The following is a 24,055-nucleotide window of genomic DNA, read 5'->3' as shown; positions in this document are numbered from 1 at the left end:
CTAATTAATATTATGCAATTCACAAAAACAGGAATGAGTATTGAAGTACCTTTGCTACATGCTAAATGAAAGAGAAAAACAGTTTCTGCAATATTGGGAACAAAACAGGGAATTTGAAAGCAGGTTTATTACCAAACTGGCAAAAGGGCTTCCAATGGCTATTATGTTTGGATTACCGATCATTTTGTCTGTTATAGTGGTCAGAATATTTTTTCCGGAATGGTACACGAAAATTTCGCAAACAACTCCGGGAATGATGATAACGGCTATTATAGCAGTGATCGGACTGGTATTATTTTACGCTTATTTCCGAATGCACTATAAATGGGAAATGAATGAACAATTATACCTGGAGTTAAAAGCAAAAGAACGCAAAGCTTAAATTATACGCCATATTTTCTTTTGATATCTCTATCTGTATCACGTTCTTTAATAGTTTCTCTTTTGTCATAGATCTTCTTTCCTTTGCCTAAGCCTATTTCCATTTTGAAAATACCTTTTTCACTAAGAAATATTTTTAAAGGAATGATCGAATAACCTTTTTCGGTGGTTTTGGCAGCCAGCTTTTTTAATTCATTTTTATTGAGCAGTAATTTGCGCTCTCTTACTGTATCGTGATTATAATAAGTGCCTAATGTATACTCAGCAATATGCAAACTCTTTACAAACAATTCTCCATCGGCAAAATAGCAGTAGCTGTCATTAAAGCTCGCTTTTCCATTGCGTAGGCTTTTAACTTCGGTGCCGGTCAGCACCAGTCCTGCAATGTATTTTGCTTCAAAAAAATAATCATGATATGCTTTCCGGTTAGATATCTCCAATGTTCGATTTTTATAATAGCGTTTGCAGTTAACTGTAAAGATAGCAACAGTTCAATAAAGGATAATTGTAACTGGTATTTTATTATTTATGATATGGTTTGTGGGAGGTGTTTTTTGTTGTAAGGCGATAGCATTTTTTGTGAAAAACTGGTGCATAAGTATGCCTTATATATGTGCTGTTTAAAAATATTTTCATGTTCATTCAGTTATATTTGCCGTTACTTAAATTGAAAAATTGTGCGTTTAAAGAGTTTAGAAATTAAAGGGTTTAAAAGTTTTGCCGATAAAACTGTGTTGAATTTTGATGAAGGCATTACCGGTGTTATTGGACCAAATGGTTGCGGAAAAAGCAATATTGTAGATAGTATCCGTTGGGTAATCGGTGAACATAAAATAAGCAATCTTCGTAGTGAAAACCTGGAAAGCCTGGTTTTTAATGGAAGTAAGACCCGTAGTGCAAGCGGCTTGGCAGAAGTTAGTCTCACATTTGAAAATACAAAGAATCTATTACCAACCGAGTTCAGTACGGTAACGATTACACGAAAATTTTATAAAAGTGGAGAAAGTGAATATCGCTTAAACGATGTTCAATGTCGTTTAAAAGATATCCATAATCTTTTTTTAGATACCGGTGTAAGTACCGACAGCTATGCCATCATTGAATTAGGAATGGTGGATGATATCATCAAGGATAAGGAGAACAGTCGCCGTAAAATGCTGGAACAGGCAGCGGGAATATCCATCTACAAAACAAGAAAAAAAGAAGCGAAGCTTAAGTTGGATGCTACTGAACAGGATCTGGCACGTATTGAGGATCTGTTATTTGAAATAAACAATCAGCTAAAAGCATTAGAAAACCAGGCTAAAAAAGCAGAGAAGTATTACGAAATAAAGAAAGAATATAAAGAAGTAAGTATTGAACTGGCAAAAGCAGCTTTGGAAGGTTTTAATATCACTTATCGTGATTTAAATGAACAGCAGCAGGCAGAAGTAGATAAGCGTATAGAATTGGAAACAGCTATTGCCAAAGAAGAAGCTGCATTGGAACAGGAAAAACTAGGCTTTGCAGAAAAAGAAAAAGTCTTACAGCAAATGCAGCATGAGTTCAATGAAATGTTGGATGCTGTACGTAGCAAAGAGAGCGAAAAAAATCTTACGGCTCAGCGCTTGAAGCATTTGCAGGAAAAAGAAAAAGATCTGAATGATTTTCTGCAACGTTCATCAGGGCAATTACAAGGATTAAGCGAAAGCATACAGTTTACCTCGGCTCAAATTGTTGATGAAGAAGGAAAAGTGCAGCAGTTGGAAGTTCATTTGTCAGAATTGAAAAATGTAGTAGAAGAAAAACGCAAAGTGTTCGATGAGAACCGAGGTGCTATTGATTCTGCCCGCAGAGAAAACCAATCATTACAGCGTAGTCAATTTGAGGCAGAAAAGAAAGTGGCAGTTGCGGATACTTCTATTCAGAATTTACAGCGTTCAGTTTCACAGATACAGGAAGAAAAGGCACAACGACAAACACAAATTGAGCAACTGGAAAACGACAAACAACAAAAAGAAGAAACGCTTAATAATAAAAAAACAGACCTGCAGCAATTACAGGAGCAGCATCAAAACACCAAAGAACAAATATTGCAAACGCAATCTTTGCTGGAATCGTTGCGACTGGAGCTTGCAGAAGAGAATCGCAAGCTGGATAGCAAAAAAAATGAACATGCTTTACTAAAAAGCCTGATCGATTCGATGGAAGGCTATCCTGAGAGTGTGAAGTTCTTACATAATAATTCAGAATGGAATTATTCGGCCCCTTTATTGTCTGATATTATATATGTAAAAGAAGAATATCGTGCAGCGGTGGAAAATATACTGGAACCGTACCTGAATTATTATGTAGTAAACAATTTGCAGGAAGGCTTGCAGGCTGTACATCTTTTAGATAATAAGAAAAAAGGGAAAGCTAATTTCTTTTTATTGGATAAATTCAGCGGATTTGAATCTACGCATCAGCCAGATGGAACAATACCTGCATTGAATGTTATAGAGATCGATGAAAAATATGCACAGTTAGCCAATCATTTATTAGGTAATGTATTTATTGCTGAAAATGAAGATGCTCTGCAAAACAGTAATGGCGCTGTGGTATTGGAGAAAACAGGTAAATACGTTAAAGGAAAATATTCATTGACCGGAGGTAGTGTGGGACTGTTTGAAGGAAAGAAAATCGGTCGTGCAAAGAATTTGGAAAAGCTGGCTGAAGAAATTCATGCACAGGAACAAGTGGTAAATGAATTAAAGGAAAAGATACAGGCGCATCACAACGAAGTGATAAGCTTCAATCAACAATTGAAGGATCAGGCTATTCAACAAACACAAAAGGAAATTAATGAATTAACCAACCAGGTTTTTGCTTTGCAAAATAAAGCAGAAAACCTGCGTCATACAGAAGAAACATCTACCCGCAGGTTAAATGAGCTGACACAGCAATTAACCGTTAACCAGGATGCTATTTTAAGTACAAGAACAGAATTGGAGCAATTGAATTTGCAGTTACAGCAACTGGCTGAACAATTGCAAGTTGTTGAGCAAAGCTATGCTAATGCTGAATTGGAATATAACGCTGCTACAGCAACATTCAATGAAAGTAACCTGCAGTTTACCCGCCAACAAAGTAAAATAGTTTCTTTAAAGCAGGAGTTTGAGTTTAAGAGCAAGCAATTAAAAGAGCTGGAAGTTGAAATAGAAAAGAGCAATACGCAATTAGGTGAAACCAGCGGTAGTATAGCGGAAACGCATACTGCATTAACCGAACTGGAAACATTGGTGGCATCTCTTTTACAGAATAAAGAAGTAGAAGAAAAGAAATTGAATGAAGCAGATCGTGAGTACTATAACCTGCGTACTCAATTACAGGAAAAAGAAAGTGAGCTGCGCCACAAGCAAAAGTCGAAAGAAGGAGTAGAGCATTTGCTGAGTGAGATAAAAGATAAGTTAACGGATCTGAAACTGCAATTGGCAGGAATGAAAGAACGTTTGAGCGTTGAATTTAAAGTAGACCTGGATGCGATCATTGATGAGCCAAGAACAGGTGATACCCCTTTAGAGGAATTGCAGGAAAAAAGTGAACGTATGCGTAAGCGGCTGGAAAATATCGGGGAGGTAAATCCGACAGCGATTGAAGCGTTTACGGAAATGAAAAAACGTTACGAGTTTATTTTAGAACAAAAAAATGACCTGGTAACAGCAAAGGATAGCCTGCTGCAAACTATACAGGAAGTAGAAGCAACTGCCAATCAGCAGTTCTTGGATACTTTCAATATGGTACGTGATAATTTCCAGAAAGTATTCAAAGCATTGTTTACAGAAGATGACACAGCGGATATGGTTTTGGTTGATCCCGAAAACCTGGCTGAAACTGCTATTGATATTGTAGCGAAACCAAAAGGTAAACGCCCAAGCAGCATCGGGCAATTAAGTGGGGGAGAAAAAACATTAACAGCAACCGCATTGCTATTCGCTATTTACCTGATAAAACCTGCACCATTCTGTATTTTAGATGAGGTGGATGCGCCGCTGGATGATGCAAACGTTGGTAAGTTTACCAATATGATAAAACAATTCAGTGAAAACTCACAGTTTATTATTGTTACGCACAATAAAATGACGATGAGTGCTGTAGATGTTATCTATGGTGTTACTATGCAGGAGCCGGGTGTGAGCAAATTGGTTCCGGTTGATTTTAGAAGTTTAAACTAATCTCTCCAGCTATAAATAAAAAAGCGGCAGTTTTAAAACTGCCGCTTTTGTTTTGTATAAACTTTTCTTCTATCGTATTAAAACCAGGTTGCCTTTTAAATGTTGCAATTTAATGGAGCGTTCATCTATATAAGTACACACCCAAACATAACCGCCAACGTTCTGATCTTGTCCCTGGTATTTACCATCCCAGCCATGCTTAATATCATTGGTAACAAAAACGCATTCACCCCAACGATTAAAGATCTTTAATTCAAAATAAGTTAATCCGTAAGCATGCAGTGCTTTAAACTCATCATTTAAACCATCTTTATTAGGAGAGAAAGCATTTGGAAAAACAATATTACATGATTCTGCAGTAATGGAGATCTCGTCTGATTGAGAACCGCACATATTGGTTGCCGTTACAGAATATATTCCTGTTTCTTTAGCATAATAAATAGGAGTAGTAGAAGAATCTTGCCAAACAAAAACTCCATTGGTTCTTGGATCTAATAATAAGGAGTCTCCTATGCAAACAATTGCATCTTCGCCTAAGTTGGGAGCAGGTTTGGTTAATGCAGTTAAATTTAAAACACGTATGCTGTCGCAACCGTTTGTGGCGATCAATGTATCTCTGTAAACCCCTGTATTGCTGTAGCCTAAATAGGTATCCGGCTTGCAAATTGTTTTTGTTAAGGTAGATGAAGAAGGTTGTTTTACAGTTAAGGTTACAATTACAATGCTGTCGCAGGAATTGATTCCCGATAGCGTATCTGTATATATACCTGAAGTTGTATGCCCTAAATAAGAATCGCCCTGGCAGATATCATAATTAATATTATTAACAATGCTTGCTGCTACAGTAAGATTAATTGTTCTTATGCTGTCGCAACCGTTACTGCCGGTCAATACATCTGTATAGACACCTGTTGCGGAATAACCTGCAAACGATTGTCCCGGGCAGATTTGCCTGGTAATGGTAGAAGTGGTAGGCTGTTTTATCGTAAGATTTAATACTGTAATAATGCTGTCGCATCCCATGAAGCTTTTTAAAGTATCCCGGTAAAGTCCTGCTGTACTATGTCCTTGATAAGTGGCTCCCTGGCACATAGCGTAAGAAGTATTAATGGTGGTGGGACTTTTAACGGTAAGCACTAGTGTTCTAATGCTGTCGCATCCGCTGCTGATGGAAAATGTGTCTTTATAAGTTCCAGAAGTGGAATGCCCTAAATAAGATTGTCCTTGGCAAATGGTTTGTGAGATAGTAGTATTCTTTGCGGAGCCGATTGAAAGATTTATGGAAACGATACTGTCGCATTTATCTACAGCAGTTAATAAAGTGTCTTTATAGGTTCCTGAAGTAGTAACTGTTTTTCCGTTAGGTAATTGAAAGCTTCCCTGGCAGATGGAAGTGTCTATATTAAAAACTGTTGATGAGAGCGGTGAGCATTGCCTGAAAGAGATGTCATCCATAGCCATGTCATTTCCTAAAAAAAATACACTTTGGTTAGTAATGGTAATGGAAGCAGATGTGCTGCTGCTAGAATTCCAGACATAGTAAAATTGAAGCCATTGGCATTGTGTGGTGGGGGCATTAAAAGAGGCGCCTACCAACTGCCCGTTTATTGAGAATTGTAAGGTTGCCGGTTGATAAGGACTAACAGTGGTTATCCAACAGGAAAATGCATAATTGGTATTTGGCTGAATGGTCCCTATTTGTTCGGTCCAAACATTTGCATTGGACGTTTGTGACAGGTCCACCCACATTAAATTACCTGTACCTGTTGTATGATCGTGGCAATCAGACCATCCTCCACCATTTGCAACAGAGGATGTTGGTCCAATTCCATAGGCACCCGGACCTGCAGCTGTAGAAAAAGTATAGCCTGTGGTAAAGCCTGTGTTGCCGGCGGAAAAATCGCCATTTGTTACCAATTCAGGGCCAAGACTGCTACAACAAAATTGCTGCGCAAAACTATTGCCTGTTATAACTAGCTGAAAAAGCAAAAAGCCGGTTAAGGCTTTCAAAAAAGGTAAATGCTGCATTGACTTGGGATAATTAAAGCCGAAGATACTAAAGCGGTTGCAGATTATATCAACAGTGGCAGTGTGTTAACAGTTCTTGAACATTCTCAAACTTTTGCTGAAAAAAAAGCTATTTCAAACAAAGAAAATCTTTGCTTAAAATAGCCATAAAAAATAGGTGTATAGGTTAGCTGAAAAGGCTAGCGTAAATACCGTCCGTTCTGAGGTAATAATTCAAACACTTTTACATCCATAAAATCAATCATTCTTTTTATAGTTTGATTGTTTTTTGAATCAGTTGTTTCAATAATCAGAATACTCTTGTCTAATTTGTTCACCACTTTCCAGGAGGGATGACGTTTACTAACGTACTTGTCTTCGTAATAAATTTCATCGCCAATACGGATTTGGTCAAGGCGGTACTTGGGCATAACATAGGGGTTTAAAGTGATTAAAAAGTAGATTAAAGTTAGCTGATTATCGACTTAGTAAGATAGATAACTTATAAACATAACGGAAATAAAATAAATAAATAATCCTAAATATAACGGTTAGGGATAACTGTAAAAAATAATATATTTATTTAGGTATATGGTAGTATTGACGGGCATTTTAAAATATAGCAGAAATAAAATAATTAAACAATTTTAAATATAGCCGAGATGGATAACTGTAAATAAAAATATAAGTATTTGTGTATATGGCTGCGCTTGAATATGACGCAGTGAAAATAGCTATAACGGTTACGTGTGTTTATAATATAGAAGAGGTGATAGTTTGATTATTGTTGCGTATAGCGGCCAAGAATATCTTTAATAGAAGGATATGTATTAGATAGTACTTCAGTAAGATCATCAAAAGTTACCCATTTGATTTGAGTAATATCTTCTGTGGTTTGTGGGACCAGCTCTTGCTGACTATTACATTCCATTTTATACCAATGGCTGATCTTTAAATTATGTTTTCCAAAAGCATCGTATGTATGATACGTTTCGCCAACCTTATTTATCAATTGAATGGTTCTTACATTAGTTTCTTCTTCTACTTCACGTATGGCACAATCTTCACAATTCTCGTCTTCTTCCAGCTTGCCTTTTGGAAGGTCCCATTTTCCCAGGCGATAAATAAACAGTAGTTCATTCTTTTCATTTTGAACAATGCCTCCTGCAGCTTCAATGATGGTAAAATGTTTAAAGAACATTTTTTTCAACGTTTCCAGGTCGCTATTTAATAATACGCCTGCATGAAATTCTTCTTTTTTTATCTCATGTAATAAAGCATTGATAGCATGGCTGCTCATTTCATCAATAAAAACAGCATCCGGATGATGGAGAATAGCATTCAACTCTTCATTAACCGCATCACAAAGAAAAACAGGCTTATCGCCAAAATATATTTTAATGTACATAAATAAATTTCAGATTTCCGATTTCCGATTCCAAATTTGCAGCATGACCAACGAAAAAGCTGTAGCTGAAAAACTATTACAAATTAATGCAATAAAACTGAGTCCACAACAACCCTTTACCTGGGCAAGTGGTTGGAAAAGTCCTATTTATTGCGACAACCGCAAAGTATTATCATTTCCATTTATCCGCGACTTTATTAAAAGTGAAATGTGCAACGTAGTATTTGAAGGATTTCCTGAAGCTGAGGTATTAGCCGGTGTGGCTACTGCAGGGATTGCCTGGGGTGCTATGGCTGCGGATCAATTAAAGTTGCCTTATATATACGTGCGTCCTAAACCAAAAGAACATGGACTGGGTAACCAGATAGAAGGTTTTTATGAAAAGGGGCAGCGTGCAATAGTAATAGAAGATCTTATTTCAACAGGTAAAAGTAGTTTGGAAGTAGTAGAAGTTTTAAGAAGAGAAGGCGTTGAAGTAGTAGGGATGGTCTCTATTTTTACTTATGGGTTTGATATAGCAGCAGAAGCATTTGCGAAGATGGGAGTTACCTATCGCTCGCTAACAAATTATCCTACATTAATAGAACTGGCAATTGAAAAAGGTTTGGTAACTGCCGAACAACAAAATATGTTATTAGACTGGCGAAAAAATCCTGCTAATTGGAACCCAAATCAATGATCATGAAAAAAATTACATTTTTTATACTCCTGCTGGCTTTTGTGCAAATTGGTAAAGCACAGCAAAATACTACTGCTAAAATTGTGATTAAAACGCCAATGGCTGTTTGCGAATATTGCAAAAGCAAAATAGAAGCTTATATAGGAGGGGAGTATGGGGTTGTTTCAGTAAACGTAGATATTAAAAAGCAAACCACTACGGTAGTGTACATTACAGATAGAACCAACGATGAAAATCTTAAAACGGCTTTATCAAATTTAGGATTTGATGCAGATGATGTACCTGCTGAACCAACCGCTATGCGTTATTTAGCACAATGTTGTCAAAAGAAACTTTCAGCAGCCGACAGTGCTGCGCTGCAAAAGCCTAGTCGAAGATCTTATAACTCTGATAACCCTGGTAATTAACCGGCAGTGTCATAAATATATTTGCCTTGCCTGCCTGGATACTTCCGGATACTTTTACCAGCACTTGTTTATTCATCAGGCTGGTGATAATATTCTTATAAACATTTTTCATGTCTACATCTACCTGAACCGGGATGGTGAATTCCTGTAATTTGGGTATATTGATCTGGTATAGCTGCGTGGCGTGCCCTACAAAATTATTTTCCATGTAAATGTCCAGGTCTGCCCGTTTCAATTGCAAACCCATATTATTAGGGTTATAATAAGTAATATCCATTTTTAGTGTTGATGTAGCAAACCCTATTTTTTCAATAGTGAGATTTTTAAAGTCGCGGTATTCCAATGCTTTAGGAGTACTGCAGGATGTTAGCATGATAATGGTAAATAATGCTGCCAAAGCAGATATGAATGAAAAGTGAGGGGTATTTTTCTGCATTTTTTAGTTGTTCGTAATAAGATGAGTTTTCGACAGTAAAGTTCTAACTTATCGATACAAAATAAATGGATAAAAAGTCCGGATGTTTTTTAAATAATCGTTAAAAAAAATTTGGAGAAGTGGTATAAAGTGCTAACTTGCGCCAACTAAAAAAGGTCCTTCCGTAGAAACGGACTGACCCTTAACGATTGCTTGCCATATGAAAATCTTGAAATAAATTCTTTCTTGCCAATGATAAGTGAGTTGTAACGTCAGCTTACTCTAAATGACCCTTAACTTTTTGCTTAACTACGATTGCTTGCTGTATGAATTTCAACTCCTGTAACACAAAGGTACAGCGGCTCTTATTCTGTTAATTTCCAAGTTTTAATAATTTTAATTACGCGTAACGCTTTTTATAATTTGTAAACCCTTATCAATAAAGGGTTTTGTTGTTTTTGTACATTGATACCCAAAGAATGTTTAAACATTTATTTGTACGAAAAAAGTCTTAAATAATGTGTAGATCATACATATTATTGTGTTTTTAAGCAATCTTCAATAGGTCTATTCTTAAAAAATACAACGGCATGCTGAGGAAATACCAGGCTTAGGCTGGCAAAGCTCGCTATAATTACATAACCCATTGATAGTTAAAATAAAACGGTGAAAAATTTGGAGGAGCGGGAAAAAATGCTATTTTGCACAAAAGAAAAAAGGTCCTTCCGTAGAAACGGACTGACCCTTAACGATTGCTTGCCATATGAAAATCTTAAATAAGTTATTTCTTGCCGTAAGCAGATTGTTTCTCTTTACTATCTTGCAATCTTGGTAGATTTGCTCCTCATCACTAGCTTGCTATATGATTAACAACCTTCGAGATCAAAAGTACATCGTATTTTGATGCTCTACTAACGAACTTTTGAGCGCTTTTATTATGCTAAAACCGGCTTGTTGTTTTAAAAGCCTTGCCGGCATTGTGTTTTATTTAAAAAAAAATTGATGGCCAACCGGTTTACAGATATATTATTTCAATTGGTAAAATCTCTGGAAAAGTCAGAGAAACGAAACTTCAAGCTATATATTAAACGGAGCTCAGGGAATGAAGACCTTAAAATAATTGAGCTTTTTGATGCATTGGACAAACTGCAGGAATACGATGAGGCATTATTATTGCGCAAGCTTCCTTCTATTAAAAAGCCTCAGTTATCCAATATTAAAGTGCATTTATACAAGCAATTGCTGGCAAGCCTGCGCTTGTTGAAAAGTACGGAAAGTATAGATATGCAATTGAACGAACAGTTGGATTATGCCCGTATTCTGTATAATAAAGGCTTATACCAGCAATCATTAAAAATTCTGGAAAAATTAAAAGAAACAGCCAAATCCAATTATAAGTACAATTTTTTAACACAGGTAATTGCCTGGGAGAAGAAAATTGAAACGCTTCACATCACCCGCAGTATGCTGGAAAAAGGGGAAGTGCTTTCTGCTGAGGCAAATGAAGTAAATGCAAGAGTAGATATGGTGGCAAGATTGAGCAACCTTGCATTGCAATTATATTGCCTGTATATTAAAAACGGGCATGCCCGTAATGCTAAAGAAGAGGAAAGTGTTAAGCAATTCCTGCACGATAATTTGCCTGCAAATGCACACTTGCAGGAAGGGTTTTATGAAAAGCTATACTTGTATCAAAGCTATAACTGGTTTGCATTTATCTGCCAGGATTTCGTAAAGTATTATCGTTATTCTCAGAAATGGATCGATCTTTTTAACGAACAGCCTTTCATGATCAATGTAGAAACCGGTTACTATATCAAAGGCATGCATAACCTCTTGAATGCACATTTCGATCTTCGTAATTATAGAAAATTTGATGAAACACTTCACCAATTTGAAGCATTTGCAGAATCGCCAATTGCCGGCAAACACGACAATCACCGGGTACAGACATTTGTGTACATTACTGCTGCAAAATTGAATAAGCATTTTATGTGGGGCACATTTACGGAAGGGTTATCAATGGTTCCGGAAATAGAAGCAGAGATGGCCGAAAATGAAATGTTTATTGATTCGCACAGGATATTGGTGTTTAATTATAAAATAGCCATGCTGCATTTTGGCAGCGGTAAATATGATGTTTGTATTGATTATTTACAACGTATCATAAACAATAACGTTGACCTGCGTTATGATCTGCAATGCTATGCACGGTTGCTGCATTTGATGGCGCATTATGAGTTGGGCAATTACGAGATCATTGAATCATTGATAAAATCTGTCTTTCGTTTTATGGCTAAGATGGAAAATCTTACCATTGTAGAACAGGAGATGTTTAAATTTTTGCGCCACTCTTTTAATGTCTCTGCCCGTAAATTGCGCCCCGAATTTGAGAAACTTTTACAACGCATCAAGTTGTTTGAGAAAAGCCGGTTTGAAACAAGAACATTCGCATACTTAGATGTTATATCATGGGTGGAAAGTAAAGTATATGAAAAAACAATGGAAGAGATCATTCGTGAAAAATATCTTGAAAGCAAAAGAAAATTAGAAGAGGATGAATCAAATAAATTAGCTTCTTAATTTTGCATACATGTTCAGCGATTCTATTTCTCTTATCATTTCCACTTATAATAACCCTGCTTTTTTAGAGTTGATCTTACTAAGCATTTTGCAACAAAAGGTTTTGCCGGATGAAGTTGTTGTGGCGGATGATGGCTCTACTCCTGAGACCAAAACATTGGTTGACAGTTATAAAAAAACATTCCCTGTTCCGCTCGTTCATGTATGGCACGAAGATGAAGGCTTTCGCCAATCTGCTATAAAAAATAAAGCGGCTGCAACAGCAACAAGCAACTATCTTATTTTTATTGATGGGGACCTGATGTTGCATCCTTGTTTTATCTACGATTATAAGGTCAATATAAAACCCAATTCTATTTTGGTTGCCAGTCGTGTTTTTTTATCGGAGACATATACCAAACATTTATTGGCAACTAAGAATACAATAGTCAACAAAAAAGCCGCTAACATAGAAAAGAACCGGTTTTCGGCTTATAGAATTCCCTGGTTACATCATTTTATAAAAGGCAGCAAAACGCATTATGCGGCGAGAGGCGGACTAATGGGCATCTTTAAAAAAGATTACATTAGAATAAATGGTTTTGACGAATCATTTACAGGATGGGGGAGAGAAGATTCAGAGTTGTTTGTTCGAATTATCAATAGTGGCATTGAACGATATAACATTAAGTTTGCGGCTATAACTTATCATCTTTGGCATAAAACACTTTCCCGGCAAAAATTACCAGACAATGACCTGCTTCTGGAAAGGTCGATCTCGGAAAAAAGAACATGGTGTGAAGACGGAATTAATAAATATCTCTAAAAATATTTTTTGTCTTTATTGGTAAATAATTTCTTGATTACTCGTATTGGTTCAGGATCACTCATTCTTATGTACGTATGCAAAGGAGAATGGCGGAACATAGGATTATGCCTAGTTCCATAAAATACAGTTGCCGGTTTTCGCATAGCAGCCGCAAGCGTTGCTCCCCCTGAAGTAAGACAATAGAATTCTTTGCAGGAATAAATAAGATCGCAATAATCGAATATGGTAGGTGTAGAAATTTCTTTTACCCCTTTCAACATAATGCCTTTGCGATATTGCATCTGCAAAAGATTAGGCTTCTTGCGGAGGTGTTTTGCAATAAGCGTTCCATTTATTTTCCCTACGTATGAAACAAAATTGCCGTCGTAAATTATTTTGTCTTTATATGCTTCTATTAATTTAGGTTGATAATAAATTTCCGGTTCGTGAAATCGTTTGCCATCATCCAACCCACGTTTAAGCATGTGCGTATCTAATAAGTTCATCCCTTCATCAATGGTGGAGAATAAAGGGTAATCGGCATCTTCATCAGTATATCCATTTACATAAGGGTTCATATCCCAAACTAATTTCTTATAATCCGGATGCCTGCATTCTGATCTGTTAGAGATCAAAACGGTTGTATAACCGAGCTCATGTGCAATCCTGGGTAAATGGCTATAAAAAAGCATGTCTCCCAATCCGCCAAATAAAACCTTTATGATAAAAACAGAATTATCCATTATTGTTTTGTTGAAATTTTTATCCATTCACCAGGTACTATATCTCTTGTGCCTTCCATTCCCGCCCAATGTTCAGGAGCAATTACAATTTTGTCGTCATTAGTGTTTAACCAGGCGCCCCACCAGCTAAAGGAACTATTGGCAATGATATGATGCTTGCAATTACTCATCAATTGCATATCCCTGTAACTGTCTTTGCCTTTATTCCAATCTATAAATGTGCTGTTTGGTTGTGCAAGGTTTTCTTTTGCCCAATTGATATCATCAGAAAAAATAAAAAAATTACAATCATTTTGCCTGCCGTTTATGATAGAGAGGGCATTTTTGTAATATTCAATACCGAGCTCCCAGTTCCTGTTCTCAGCTAAGTAATCACCTCTTCTTATATGAACGCTAACAGAATTGGTTGATCGAATTTTGTTTAATACTTCGCTGTTTTGTACATCATCAGGAATTGAAAAAGTAAATGCTTTTCTTACTTCTTCTTTTATTGGAGAAAAATATTTTTCTGATTGCCAAAAGCCTTTCAGGTAGCCAAATCGATGTTCAAAAACACTGTCATCATAATGACCATATCCTCGCTTCTTTTCATCGTAAGAGTAATTCAATATTTTACTTAAAGGTTTATAGATTGCTTTTGTAATGTTTTTTTGAAATGAATTGGAATAGTGTGGTGAAAGATGAAATATATTTTCCAGTTGATAACCATTATTACCCGTGTCAAAAATTGACTTATCTAAACAAACAGGAATCTGCCTGTTGTTAAATGAAAGATAGAGTGCATACTGAAACATCTGATTGCCCAAACCACCCCAAAGCTTTATTATTATCATTCGTTGATAAGTTATAATTTTTCAATTCCGTTTTTACACCTAAATAAACCTTCAGCTTGTTTTTTCTCAAATAGTGATTTCATTCGTGCCATTACATCATCATTCCCAAGATGCCTATGGTAAAGATGATAAACAATTGCCCGAAATTTGGATGATTCAGGGCGGCAACCAATTGCATATAATCTATTATACGTATCAATATCTTCATATCCATATTCAGTATAATCTTCATCAAAACCATTTATGGCAAATAAATGCTCTTTTAAAACAGCCCAGTTGCATCCCCAAAATTGCCGCTTGCTTTTCATCGATCGTGGTACAAAAGGTAAATACAACCCTTCTTTAACTCTTGAGCTTTTTGAGGTTAACAGGTTTAGTAAAGTAAGAATGCCAATATTTTTTGTGTACAATAATTTTTCGGTAATCGATTGGCTTAAGTTTACTCTTCTGCCGTAAATAACTTTATTCTTTTCTTTTAAAGCAAGATATTCTTTTATTAAATGGTTATGAGGAATACAGTCACCATCAATAAATACAAGGTAATCGCTGTTTGCCAGTTTTACAGCATTGTTCAATGCCCGGCATTTTCTAAAGCCTTTATCTTCCTGCGAAGTGTGCAGAACAGGAAACTGTAAGGAAGGTTTGATGGTAAGCAGAAAATCGATCGTCTCTTTTGCCTCAGCATCTTCCGCAATGATCACTTCAAACGCACCTTTTGCTGACTGTTTATTCAATGCAAGAAAAATTAATTCCAATCCCTTTAAGTCTTTGTAAAAAGGTATTATCAAGGATGCTTTCATCAACTGCAAAATAACAAAAAGCATTTGTTTGTTGCCGAATTTAACAGGTTGATTTTAGTTTACAGATACTTAATTTTGTTGTACTAAAAATTATTTTATGAAATTACTTTCTATTCTTTTGGTAGGTTTTTTAGGAGTTGCCTGTTCGGTTGATCAAAATAAATCACCACAATCGATGAATAATTCCATTAAAACAGAAGCCATTACTTATACTGATGGACAAACAAGCATGAAGGGGTATGTGGCGTATGATTCTGCTATCTCAGGTAAACGCCCTGTGGTACTGGTTGTACATGAATGGTGGGGAGAAACGGAATATGTAAAACGCCGTGCAAGAGAGCTGGCTGCATTAGGTTATTTAGCAATTGCTGTGGATATGTATGGCGATGGAAAAGTAGCTGAAAATCCTACAGATGCTAAAGCAATGGCGATGCCTTTTTATAGTGACCCACAAATGGCAAAAAAACGTTTTGATGCTGCGTTAACAGCCATAAAAAAATATCCGCAGGCAGATAATTCAAAAGTAGCAGCCATAGGCTATTGCTTTGGTGGAGGTATTTTGTTGAACCTGGCAAAGCTGGGAGAAGATTTAAATGGCGTGGTAAGCTTTCATGGAAGTTTGGCCGGTGTGCCTGCAACGAAAGGTTTGTTGAAAGCAAAAGTATTGGTTTGTCATGGGGAAGCAGATAAATTCGTTTCACCGGAAGATGTAGCCGCATTTAAAAAGCAAATGGATTCTATCAATGCTGATTACGCTTTCAAATCATATGCGAATGCAACACATGCATTCACTAATCCTGATGCAACTGCAATAGGAAAAAAATTCTCTATGCCAATAGAATATAACGAAGCGGCGGATAAAGCATCCTGGAAGGATATGCAGGATTTCTTTGCAAAGATCTTTAAATAATTTTTTGCCTCACAGAGTACACCAAGAGCACAAAGAAAAACTCAACGTTCTCTGTGTCTTTGTGAGACATTTTCTTTCAACTTAATATTTTTAGAAGTGTATAGTTTATTGTCATCATCAATAACAATACATTCTACACCCGTCAATTGATCAATTAAATAAAGGCCTTTTTCAATTCCCATAATGGTAACAGGTGTTGCCAGGGCATCGGATATTTCAGCATTGGGTGAAATGACAGTAACGCTTTTTATTCCCGTAATAGGCAATCCCGTTTTAGGATCAATGGTATGAGAATATTTTTTGCCGTCAATGAGTACAAATTTTTCATAATTACCTGAAGTAGCCACAGCCATATCACTTATCTCTAAATATGAAAAAGGAAGCTTGGCAACATCCGGATGCGCAATGCCAATTGTCCATTTTTTGCCGTCAGGCTGAAATCCCCATGTAGCAAGGTCTCCTGAAGCATTTACAACGCCGCTGGTAACGCCATTTTTTATCAATAATGATTTCGCCATCTGTGCCGCATACCCTTTGCCAATGCCTCCAAATCCGATACGCATTCCTTTCTCTTTTAAAAAAACTGTTTTGTTTGCTTTATCCAGTAAGATGTTTTTGTAATTGATAAGGCGTATCATCTGCTTTGCAGTTTCAGCAGAAGGTAATGCTTTCATGTTCCTGTCAAAATTCCAAAGACTTTTATCCAGTGAGCCATAAGTAATATCAAAAGCGCCTTGTGTAATAGACGAAATGCGGATGCTTCGTTCAATCAATTGAAAAGTTTCATCGCTTACCTGTACAGGCTCAATACCTGCCAATCGATTAATAAGGTTGGTTTCGCTATCTTCTTTATAAGTAGAGAGTTTAGCCTCAATACGTTTGATCTCGTTTATGGCAAGAGTAACCTGTTCATTAGCCCAATATTCATCATCAGCAACTACCGATAATTCAAAGCGATTGCCCATCAGTAACTCCTGCTTTCTAAATGCCTGCATTGATATTAATGAATAAGTGTAAAGATCAGTGTGATAAAGATGCGCCTTTTATTTCCTTAATAAAGCTTTCCGTGCCATTTGCATAATACTTTTCCCAGCTTTTTAAAACCTTTCCATCGGCATCCAGCAGTAACGTGTAGGGGAAGATTCCCGTTGGATTATAAACATCCGCCAGCGCATCATTTGCTTTTTGCTGAACCGCAGATAACCGGTTTTTTTTCAATCTTGGAAAATCGGCATTCAACAATACCAGGTTAGAATCAGCATAAAATATAAATGCTTTGCTATCAAAAATATCTTTATGCATGCGTATGCAGGGCGCACACCAATCTGAGCCCGAAAAATTCAATAGAATGTATTTATGATGTTGATGCGCTATTTGTTTTGCATCTTCTATATTGGTCAGCCATGCTTGCGGTAAAAGCAATATGCCTGATAGAATAGAAAGCAAAAACATCTTCATAACTTAATTGGCTAAAGGCTCGCTCAATGTTTCTTTGCCGGTTAATTCTGCGTCCGGTTTTGATTCATCAGTTAAAGGAACTTTGCCTCTGTCTTTACGAACCACACGGGAGAACAAGGATATTTCCTGGTCAAACAAAAAGCGGAAGAATAGTTTTGTCCACGAAGTATGATAGGAAAGTGTATTGTAATAAGAAGGCGCTGTTTTTCTGATCTCCGGCAACCTGTTCCATGGAATAGAAGGGAAATCGTGGTGTTCATTATGGTAACCCACGTTGAATGAAACATTATTCAATACGCCGTAATAGCTGTAGGTTTCCTGTTCGCCATGCGTTAAATAATGTTCCTGTATCCATCTTGCTCCCAATGGATGCAAGCCTACTGAAAAGAAAAAGCTCAATAATAAAAATGCAAATGCCTTTCCTCCAAATAATAAAATGATAGCAGCAGAAAAAACAATTTGCACCACCCAGTTCAATGCCAGCCAACCATCAAATGGATTGATCTCTTTTAATCGGGATATCCTGAACACTTGCCAAAAAGGATAAAACAATAACCAGATGATCTTGCCAATAAAATAATTATTGATCAATCTTGCTTCCCAACGGTTAGGCAGGTCGGCATCCAACTCATGTATACCCTGGAAAGAATGATGTTTGATATGATAGCGTTCAAATGAAATTGACGAAGGAAATATCTGCGGCATATTGGCAACAATCCCTGCAATTTTATTAGCAGCGGGTTTTTTAAAAAGCAGTTTGTGCGCACATTCATGGATCATTACAAACAAAGAATGATCGGCAAAAGCGCCTAATAAATAAGCGGCACCAATAACGATCCACCACGATTGGTCTTTAACCAGCCACGCCAATACCACCTGGAAAGCAACTAATCCTAAAATAGCAAAAATGGTCAACGGATTTTTCCCTATCAACGTTCTTATTTGAGGGTGCTGCTTTAAAATTTGCTTGGTTCTAATACGGTGCGGTTCCGGGTTGGTAGAGTAAACAAAATCAGTTCTTCTTGCCATATGTTCAGTTTAGTCTGCAAAATTAACTCAAAACAGGCATAAACATTTCATAAATGACAGATTTATGACGTGTCCCCAAGCTCCGCAAGGGGTCGGGCTTTTCGCTGCAAGTCCGCCACGCCCCTTAACCCCCTAAGGGGGAACCGCACACGCACAAAAACCCTCAGCGGGCTTTCCGCTTCAATCCCTCACGCTTAGCAGTATGATAATGAAAATACTTTTCTTGATCCGATCTTTTAAGATTGTTTTTTCACCAGGAATTTTATTTTTGACAAACGCCTTAAAACAAAACCTTATGACATGAAATATTACTTCCTTATTATTTGCTTATTCTTTAGTAAAATCCTGCTTGCACAAAATTCTTTTTACACCAATGTGTACATCAGTTGTTATAGAGATTTAGGGCTTTATAAAATAGATTCAGATATTTATAAAAATAGAGTAAGAGAAATTCATAGCTATTGGGTAAACGATAAATATAAAAGAGAACTGGTGCAAATTAAAAAAATAGATAAAAAAGGCTGGATAGAAAAAATGACAGAATATACTAAAGGAAAACTGAATGACAGTCTTATTTATAACATAATTCGGTCTAATGAAAAGGAAATTAATGTAAATGTAATTTTAAATGAAAATGCTTATCAGGCTACATCTAAGGATGATCCGGTCTTCAGCATATATCATTGGCCCGTTTTTGGAGAGATACTGGATTCTTCCCGAAGAAATAAAAAACTGATCCTTAATATCGATTATCGGCTTCAACAAGATTCAAACTATGTGATCATAACATCAGTAAACAAAAAAATAGAAGACAGTTCCTTGTGGCAGATTGCCTGTTGCGATACGGTTAAAAATAATTATGATACGATCTTTGTAAAGGATACAATGATAGCGGTTAAAAGAAACTCAAATAGCATAAACCGAGATTATTATAATAATAATCTGCTTATGAGAACAGAGGTATTTACTTCCGACTCAAGTTTATGGAGCCTGGAAACTTATAATTATGATGAGAAAAGAAGATTAACTGCTTACATAAAATATTTATACCGGGGTAATAAATATATACAGTCAGACACAAGATATGTGAGTTATTATGATCCTTTAGGCATCCGTACAGAAATTAGGTATGATGGAGATCTTAATGAAAAAGATATTATGCATCCCATTTTAATAAGCCATTACGATAGTTTAGGTAGGATCGAAAGTTATTCTACCTGCATAAATTTTTATGATCTTTCAAATCAGTTAATAACAAATACATCAGAAACAAGAAGAGTATATAACAAGAAAGGTTTATTGGAAAAAGAGTTATATTATGCCAATGATGTTTTTACCGGCGGCATTCGATACCAATATTTTTTCTATAAATAACTACTTCTTAATTCGTGTAAGCAATGTATCTGTATAATAATATTTAACGCCTTCGATCTTAAAGGGAGTAGGAGTATCATAAGCAAAATAATGTTTGTAAAAATCAGAATCAGCAACAGCATTTAATGTGTTCTTTTTGTTCCAGCGTAATGTAAGAATTCCGTTTTTCAGCGTATAATTTCCTGTGCTTAGATCGTATCCTACTTCATATATTTTATAATAAACAAAAGAATTGTGTGCAGTTAATAATAAATGTGCAGAATGATAATTGCCCTGGCTTTCAAAGTTGTTTAAAGCTTCTTTAGTTACTTTTAAATAAAATGGCATTGATGACATTGCTTCTTTATTATACTTACTTGCCGAACAGGCAGTCAATAGTATGAATACAGCGGCTAACAACAGTAGCTTATTGATCATCCTTGTCATCTATAATTTTTTTATACCAACCTGCATGGAACTTCCAGGTCTTCTGTAAGATAATAGCTTGCACACATACGATGATAGCCATCTGCTATTATCAACTTGCCCGTTGAGCGTACTAATAAAATAGGAGACAGCTTTTGATCCTTTCTGAATTTTTTAAGGTTGGCCTGTACATGTACATTATCTTTTGCCAATAAGGGCAATTCGCTTGCCCGTAATATGTCTTTAGCTTTCTTACTAATAGTAACCGCTTTTTTTAATTTGTTTACGATCACCTTAGCTTCTTTTGGTTCAAACAATAATTCCAGGTAATCCTGTGCAGAAGGAAAATCATGTTTTTCAGGGTCTTTTAGCCAAATGGTTTTTGCTTTACTCATAGATTTAAAATTGAAGATCAATAATAGAGCTATCGTTCAGCAAAAGCTGCTGAAAGGCTTTGTGCGCTTTTTTCTTACCCAACACGCGCCAATGAACAGTAATGTTATTACCCGTTTTTCTTTGAATTTCTGCATGTGGTTCCATGCCATTTTCTTTAAAACGCTTGCGGAAAGTGCTTGCTACATCGGGTGTATAAGTGGTGGTAATAATATAGATAACGCATCGGTTAAAGCTGTCGATAGAACGTTCAATGTAAGAAACGCCTATCAAAACAAACAGAACAATAAAAGATCCCAATATCCCAAGATAAATATGTTCCGAACCAACACACATTCCCAACGCAGCGGTTATCCATATGGTACAAGCTGTTGTAAGCCCGGCTATTTTGTTCTCATCTTTAAAAATAGCGCCTGCTCCCAAAAAGCCAATGCCGGTAACGATATTAGCAGCAAGCCTGTCTGGATTGGCAATGCCTATTTTTATAGAAAGCATGGTGAAAATGCAGGAGCCGACAGATACCAGCATTAATGTTCGCAAGCCTGCAGTTTTATTGTGGTATTCCCGTTCTGAACCTACGATCAATCCCACTAAAATGGCAATGCCGACCATTATAAGGTCTTTGTAGGAAACTGTGTAAAATTCCATTGGCATCAAAGTTTATATAAAGCTACAAATGTATAGATGAAAAAGAATCAACTTACGCCGCAGTTCGTTTGTTCTTACTAAAAAACAATTTGAAGTAAAACTTCGGGTTTAATAAAATGCTTTTACGTTTATCTACACTTGCTAAAGCCTCTATTAATAAGCCTTGTATATATTTAACCGTATTTGCTTTGCGAACAATTTGATTGCACAGGCGAGGGTAGGTGCTTAACTGTTGCAGCAGTTTGCTTATTTTAAACTCTTTCCACATTTTAGCGTAGATCTCTTTATCATAGGCCTTATTGAAGGACGCAGAAAAGTTGTTTGCTGCAAAACAATTTTTTACATGCGCAGCGGCCACACGTCCGGAGCGAATAGCATTGGCAATGCCTTCTCCCGTAAGGGGGTCTATTAAACCTGCAGCATCGCCGGTTAAAATAAAACGTTCTCCGGAAATATTTCTTTTTTTGGAACCTAAGGGCAATCCATAACCTTTTACCGTTTCCAATGCTTTCGCATTTTTAAAACGCTCTTTTATGTCTGGATGATTATTGATAAGGTCAAATAATGTTTCTTTCAGGTTTACTTTACGTTTTGATACTTCCGATGATAACATGCCAATACCAACATTGGCTTTATTGTCCGCCAGAGGAAATAACCATAAATAACCCGGAACAACATCTTTAAAGAAATGCAGCTCGATCATGTTATCGTCATTAAAGCCTGTTACGCCTTCATAATAAATACGTAAGCCGGCACAGTAATGTTCCTTCTCTACTTCTATATCACTTAATTGTTTTACTACTATAGAGTGTGCACCATCTGCTCCCACAATTACGGGTGCTTCCAGCTGCTCATTTTTTGTAGTAACGAGTACGCCGTCGTTATTTTTATCAATAGACCTTACTTCGCTATTCTCAAAACAACTGATGTTACTATATTCTTTTGCATGTTGAAATAATACATTGTCAAAATCCATTCTTGGGAAAACATACCCGCAACCTTTTTTTCCTTTATAGATAAGAGGAATGGCGATAGAAGAGTGATCTGCAGAAAAGATCTTTACACCATAAGAAGCTATTTTGTTGGTGTGTGCGCTGAATTTTTCAGCCAAAGATGGAGACATCCACGAAACCTGGTTGATAACATCAATGCTTAATGCATCTCCACAGGTTTTATCACGAGGAAAACTCGCTTTATCAATTAAAGCTATTTTTAATTTCGTTGTTTCGGCAAGTGTTATTGCACAAGCAGCGCCTGAAGGACCGCCACCTACAATGATCACATCAAATTTTTCTTTTTTCATTCGTTCTGAAATGCAAGTATAAGCATTTAACAGGCTGACACAAAAAAATAAACCTTCATGAAATTAACATGAAGGCTTATTCGATTAATTTGAAATTGCTAGCTTACTCTTTTGTGACAAAGTTTGCCAGGCTCGTACCAATGATGTATGTCCATCCTGCAACAAAATTTTCTTTTGCAAAATTGCTTTCTTTTGGAAATGTATCCAGGCCTTCATGTGTAAGTTTCACTTTTGTGCTTTGTCCTTCCTCAAACAGTTCATAAGTTACAGTAGAAAGACCTTGATAACCTTCGTATTGCCAGGTATGAGCCAGTTTTTTGTTGGGTATAGCTTCCGTTATGCTGCATTTATGAACGAATACGCTGCCATCGGGTGTTTTGCCTTCAAAATGAAATTCAAAACCTACCTGCGGTTTAAATGCAGCTATATCAAAATACCATTGCTTCATCTCATCCTTATCAGTAATGGCTTTCCATACTTTTGATACAGGTGCCTTGACAATTCTTTCAATTACAAAAGTTCCGTCGCTCATAATTATTTTTCAAGAACGTTTTTAAGGTTCGTTAATCCGGTATTTAATTGATCGCCCAGCATTTTATCCATATTCATGAACAGGCATAGTATGTTCATAGGATAAGGCGTTTTACATGCAAAAGCCCATTTTACCTTTGTGCTGCCTGCATCAACAGCATCGGTGATCATGTAGGCAGATGCTTTGCTGTCAAAAGGTTTTATAAAATGCAAGCCCATATCAATACGTTCGCCTTCTTTAACGGCGGTAATGGTTTGCTCACCGTCTCCAACATTTTTATTGTCACTCTGCCATTTTGATACAAAGCCTACAGTGCCGTCAGTGCCTGTATATTCTTTTTTCATATTGGGATCTTGCATATTCCAGTAGCTGTAATTGTCCTGGTTCTTGATCATTTTTATATAGTCAAATACTTCCTGTTTTGGTTTATTGATCACAATTTCCCGCTCAATCAAATGATCTTTTTTGATAAACAAGCCGGCGATCAGCACAAGTACTATCAGCACAAGAATTGTAAGTAAAATTTTCTTTAAAATTTTCATGTCGTTTAGTTTTAGTTGATGAAGAATGATTACAAGTTAATTTTTTGTACTCAATGTAGCAAGCACTGTTGAAATTTATTGTTTGCTGATGGGCTGCCAGATTGAGCAGAAAGCCCGCTGAGGGTTTTGTGTGTGCGGTTCCCCCTTTAGGCGGACTTGAAGCGAAAGCAGGAGCAGATGCTGATCGGAATTGGACCGCTGAGAACCGCAAACAAAAAAAGCAAT

The 24,055-nt window shown here is 36.5% G+C and carries 25 protein-coding genes; 8 read left to right on the top strand and 17 right to left on the bottom strand.

Translation table 11 applies throughout. The features are described 5' to 3' along the window. Nucleotides 1-58 precede the first annotated feature (58 nt). Entirely contained in the window at nucleotides 59-382 is a 324-nt protein-coding gene (locus tag K9M53_RS10420; RefSeq protein ID WP_224014565.1) for a hypothetical protein, read from the top strand. A 1-nt stretch (nucleotide 383) separates the two neighbouring features. Here K9M53_RS10420 and smpB read toward each other — a convergent pair whose 3' ends face one another. Continuing rightward, a complete protein-coding gene (smpB, locus tag K9M53_RS10415; RefSeq protein ID WP_224014563.1) occupies nucleotides 384-821 on the bottom strand; it encodes an SsrA-binding protein SmpB in 438 nt (145 codons plus the stop codon). A gap of 237 nt (nucleotides 822-1,058) precedes the next feature. On the opposite strand from smpB, the gene smc reads away from it, so the two are divergent. Continuing rightward, nucleotides 1,059-4,574, top strand: a complete 3,516-nt coding sequence (gene smc, locus K9M53_RS10410; RefSeq protein WP_224014561.1) for a chromosome segregation protein SMC — start codon at nucleotides 1,059-1,061, stop codon at nucleotides 4,572-4,574. 69 nt (nucleotides 4,575-4,643) lie between these two features. On the opposite strand, the gene K9M53_RS10405 is transcribed toward smc, so the two are convergent. The 3 genes from K9M53_RS10405 to K9M53_RS10395 form a co-directional block, all read right to left on the bottom strand. Beyond that, nucleotides 4,644-6,602 (bottom strand): gliding motility-associated C-terminal domain-containing protein, encoded by a 1,959-nt coding sequence (locus tag K9M53_RS10405; protein ID WP_224014558.1) that lies wholly within the window; start codon nucleotides 6,600-6,602, stop codon nucleotides 4,644-4,646. 179 nt (nucleotides 6,603-6,781) lie between these two features. Further along, entirely contained in the window at nucleotides 6,782-7,012 is a 231-nt protein-coding gene (locus K9M53_RS10400; protein ID WP_224014556.1) for a hypothetical protein, read from the bottom strand. A gap of 350 nt (nucleotides 7,013-7,362) precedes the next feature. Beyond that, a complete protein-coding gene (locus K9M53_RS10395; protein ID WP_224014554.1) occupies nucleotides 7,363-7,989 on the bottom strand; it encodes an NUDIX hydrolase in 627 nt (208 codons plus the stop codon). Between the two features lie 43 nt (nucleotides 7,990-8,032). On the opposite strand from K9M53_RS10395, the gene pyrE reads away from it, so the two are divergent. Further along, nucleotides 8,033-8,668, top strand: a complete 636-nt coding sequence (gene pyrE, locus K9M53_RS10390; protein WP_224014551.1) for an orotate phosphoribosyltransferase — start codon at nucleotides 8,033-8,035, stop codon at nucleotides 8,666-8,668. Between the two features lie 2 nt (nucleotides 8,669-8,670). Beyond that, nucleotides 8,671-9,075: a heavy-metal-associated domain-containing protein gene (locus K9M53_RS10385; protein ID WP_224014549.1), complete on the top strand. Its 405-nt coding sequence runs from the start codon at nucleotides 8,671-8,673 to the stop codon at nucleotides 9,073-9,075. Here the strand turns inward: K9M53_RS10385 and K9M53_RS10380 are convergent. Further along, nucleotides 9,035-9,511: an LEA type 2 family protein gene (locus tag K9M53_RS10380; RefSeq protein ID WP_224014547.1), complete on the bottom strand. Its 477-nt coding sequence runs from the start codon at nucleotides 9,509-9,511 to the stop codon at nucleotides 9,035-9,037. The genes K9M53_RS10385 and K9M53_RS10380 overlap by 41 nt on opposite strands. Nucleotides 9,512-10,492: 981 nt before the next feature. Between K9M53_RS10380 and K9M53_RS10375 the strand changes: the two genes are divergently transcribed. Together K9M53_RS10375 and K9M53_RS10370 are read left to right on the top strand one after the other, a co-directional pair. Next, nucleotides 10,493-12,073, top strand: coding sequence for a hypothetical protein (locus K9M53_RS10375; protein ID WP_224014545.1), 1,581 nt, complete (start codon nucleotides 10,493-10,495; stop codon nucleotides 12,071-12,073). A gap of 10 nt (nucleotides 12,074-12,083) precedes the next feature. After that, a complete protein-coding gene (locus tag K9M53_RS10370; RefSeq protein WP_224014542.1) occupies nucleotides 12,084-12,878 on the top strand; it encodes a glycosyltransferase family 2 protein in 795 nt (264 codons plus the stop codon). Here the strand turns inward: K9M53_RS10370 and K9M53_RS10365 are convergent. The 3 genes from K9M53_RS10365 to K9M53_RS10355 are packed head-to-tail and all read right to left on the bottom strand — an operon-like array spanning nucleotide 12,875 to nucleotide 15,260. Continuing rightward, a complete protein-coding gene (locus K9M53_RS10365; protein WP_224014540.1) occupies nucleotides 12,875-13,603 on the bottom strand; it encodes a hypothetical protein in 729 nt (242 codons plus the stop codon). The two genes, K9M53_RS10370 and K9M53_RS10365, sit on opposite strands and share 4 nt — an antisense overlap. Further along, on the bottom strand, nucleotides 13,603-14,436 hold the full coding sequence (locus tag K9M53_RS10360; RefSeq protein WP_224014538.1) for an alpha-1,2-fucosyltransferase: 834 nt from the start codon (nucleotides 14,434-14,436) through the stop codon (nucleotides 13,603-13,605). Before K9M53_RS10360 ends, K9M53_RS10365 begins: the two co-directional genes overlap by 1 nt. Before the next feature lie 11 nt (nucleotides 14,437-14,447). After that, nucleotides 14,448-15,260, bottom strand: coding sequence for a glycosyltransferase (locus tag K9M53_RS10355; protein ID WP_224014536.1), 813 nt, complete (start codon nucleotides 15,258-15,260; stop codon nucleotides 14,448-14,450). A gap of 73 nt (nucleotides 15,261-15,333) precedes the next feature. Between K9M53_RS10355 and K9M53_RS10350 the strand changes: the two genes are divergently transcribed. Beyond that, entirely contained in the window at nucleotides 15,334-16,146 is an 813-nt protein-coding gene (locus K9M53_RS10350) for a dienelactone hydrolase family protein (protein ID WP_224014533.1), read from the top strand. A 41-nt stretch (nucleotides 16,147-16,187) separates the two neighbouring features. Here K9M53_RS10350 and K9M53_RS10345 read toward each other — a convergent pair whose 3' ends face one another. The 3 genes from K9M53_RS10345 to K9M53_RS10335 are packed head-to-tail and all read right to left on the bottom strand — an operon-like array spanning nucleotide 16,188 to nucleotide 18,633. Continuing rightward, complete coding sequence (locus tag K9M53_RS10345) at nucleotides 16,188-17,141, bottom strand: FAD:protein FMN transferase (protein ID WP_224014531.1); 954 nt, start codon at nucleotides 17,139-17,141, stop codon at nucleotides 16,188-16,190. 25 nt (nucleotides 17,142-17,166) lie between these two features. Continuing rightward, nucleotides 17,167-17,604 carry a thioredoxin family protein gene (locus tag K9M53_RS10340; protein WP_224014529.1) on the bottom strand — a complete coding sequence of 146 codons (438 nt, stop codon included), beginning with the start codon at nucleotides 17,602-17,604 and terminating at the stop codon, nucleotides 17,167-17,169. Nucleotides 17,605-17,607: 3 nt separating this feature from the next. Beyond that, nucleotides 17,608-18,633 (bottom strand): fatty acid desaturase, encoded by a 1,026-nt coding sequence (locus K9M53_RS10335; RefSeq protein ID WP_224014528.1) that lies wholly within the window; start codon nucleotides 18,631-18,633, stop codon nucleotides 17,608-17,610. 300 nt (nucleotides 18,634-18,933) lie between these two features. On the opposite strand from K9M53_RS10335, the gene K9M53_RS10330 reads away from it, so the two are divergent. Next, entirely contained in the window at nucleotides 18,934-20,007 is a 1,074-nt protein-coding gene (locus K9M53_RS10330) for a hypothetical protein (protein ID WP_224014526.1), read from the top strand. Here K9M53_RS10330 and K9M53_RS10325 read toward each other — a convergent pair whose 3' ends face one another. The 6 genes from K9M53_RS10325 to K9M53_RS10300 form a co-directional block, all read right to left on the bottom strand. Continuing rightward, entirely contained in the window at nucleotides 20,008-20,433 is a 426-nt protein-coding gene (locus K9M53_RS10325; RefSeq protein ID WP_224014524.1) for a hypothetical protein, read from the bottom strand. An 11-nt stretch (nucleotides 20,434-20,444) separates the two neighbouring features. Further along, nucleotides 20,445-20,807 carry a hypothetical protein gene (locus tag K9M53_RS10320; protein ID WP_224014521.1) on the bottom strand — a complete coding sequence of 121 codons (363 nt, stop codon included), beginning with the start codon at nucleotides 20,805-20,807 and terminating at the stop codon, nucleotides 20,445-20,447. 4 nt (nucleotides 20,808-20,811) lie between these two features. Continuing rightward, nucleotides 20,812-21,453 (bottom strand): MgtC/SapB family protein, encoded by a 642-nt coding sequence (locus K9M53_RS10315; protein WP_224014519.1) that lies wholly within the window; start codon nucleotides 21,451-21,453, stop codon nucleotides 20,812-20,814. 52 nt (nucleotides 21,454-21,505) lie between these two features. Further along, entirely contained in the window at nucleotides 21,506-22,756 is a 1,251-nt protein-coding gene (locus K9M53_RS10310; protein WP_224014517.1) for a geranylgeranyl reductase family protein, read from the bottom strand. Nucleotides 22,757-22,859: 103 nt separating this feature from the next. Further along, nucleotides 22,860-23,288 (bottom strand): SRPBCC family protein, encoded by a 429-nt coding sequence (locus K9M53_RS10305; RefSeq protein ID WP_224014515.1) that lies wholly within the window; start codon nucleotides 23,286-23,288, stop codon nucleotides 22,860-22,862. Between the two features lie 2 nt (nucleotides 23,289-23,290). Next, entirely contained in the window at nucleotides 23,291-23,830 is a 540-nt protein-coding gene (locus K9M53_RS10300) for an SRPBCC family protein (RefSeq protein ID WP_224014513.1), read from the bottom strand. Nucleotides 23,831-24,055 lie beyond the last annotated feature (225 nt).

This window comes from Ferruginibacter albus (assembly GCF_020042285.1).
GTDB classification, from domain to species: domain Bacteria; phylum Bacteroidota; class Bacteroidia; order Chitinophagales; family Chitinophagaceae; genus Ferruginibacter; species Ferruginibacter albus.
Note: the sequence above shows the minus strand (reverse complement) of the source record. Positions and strands in the feature narration are given on the sequence as shown.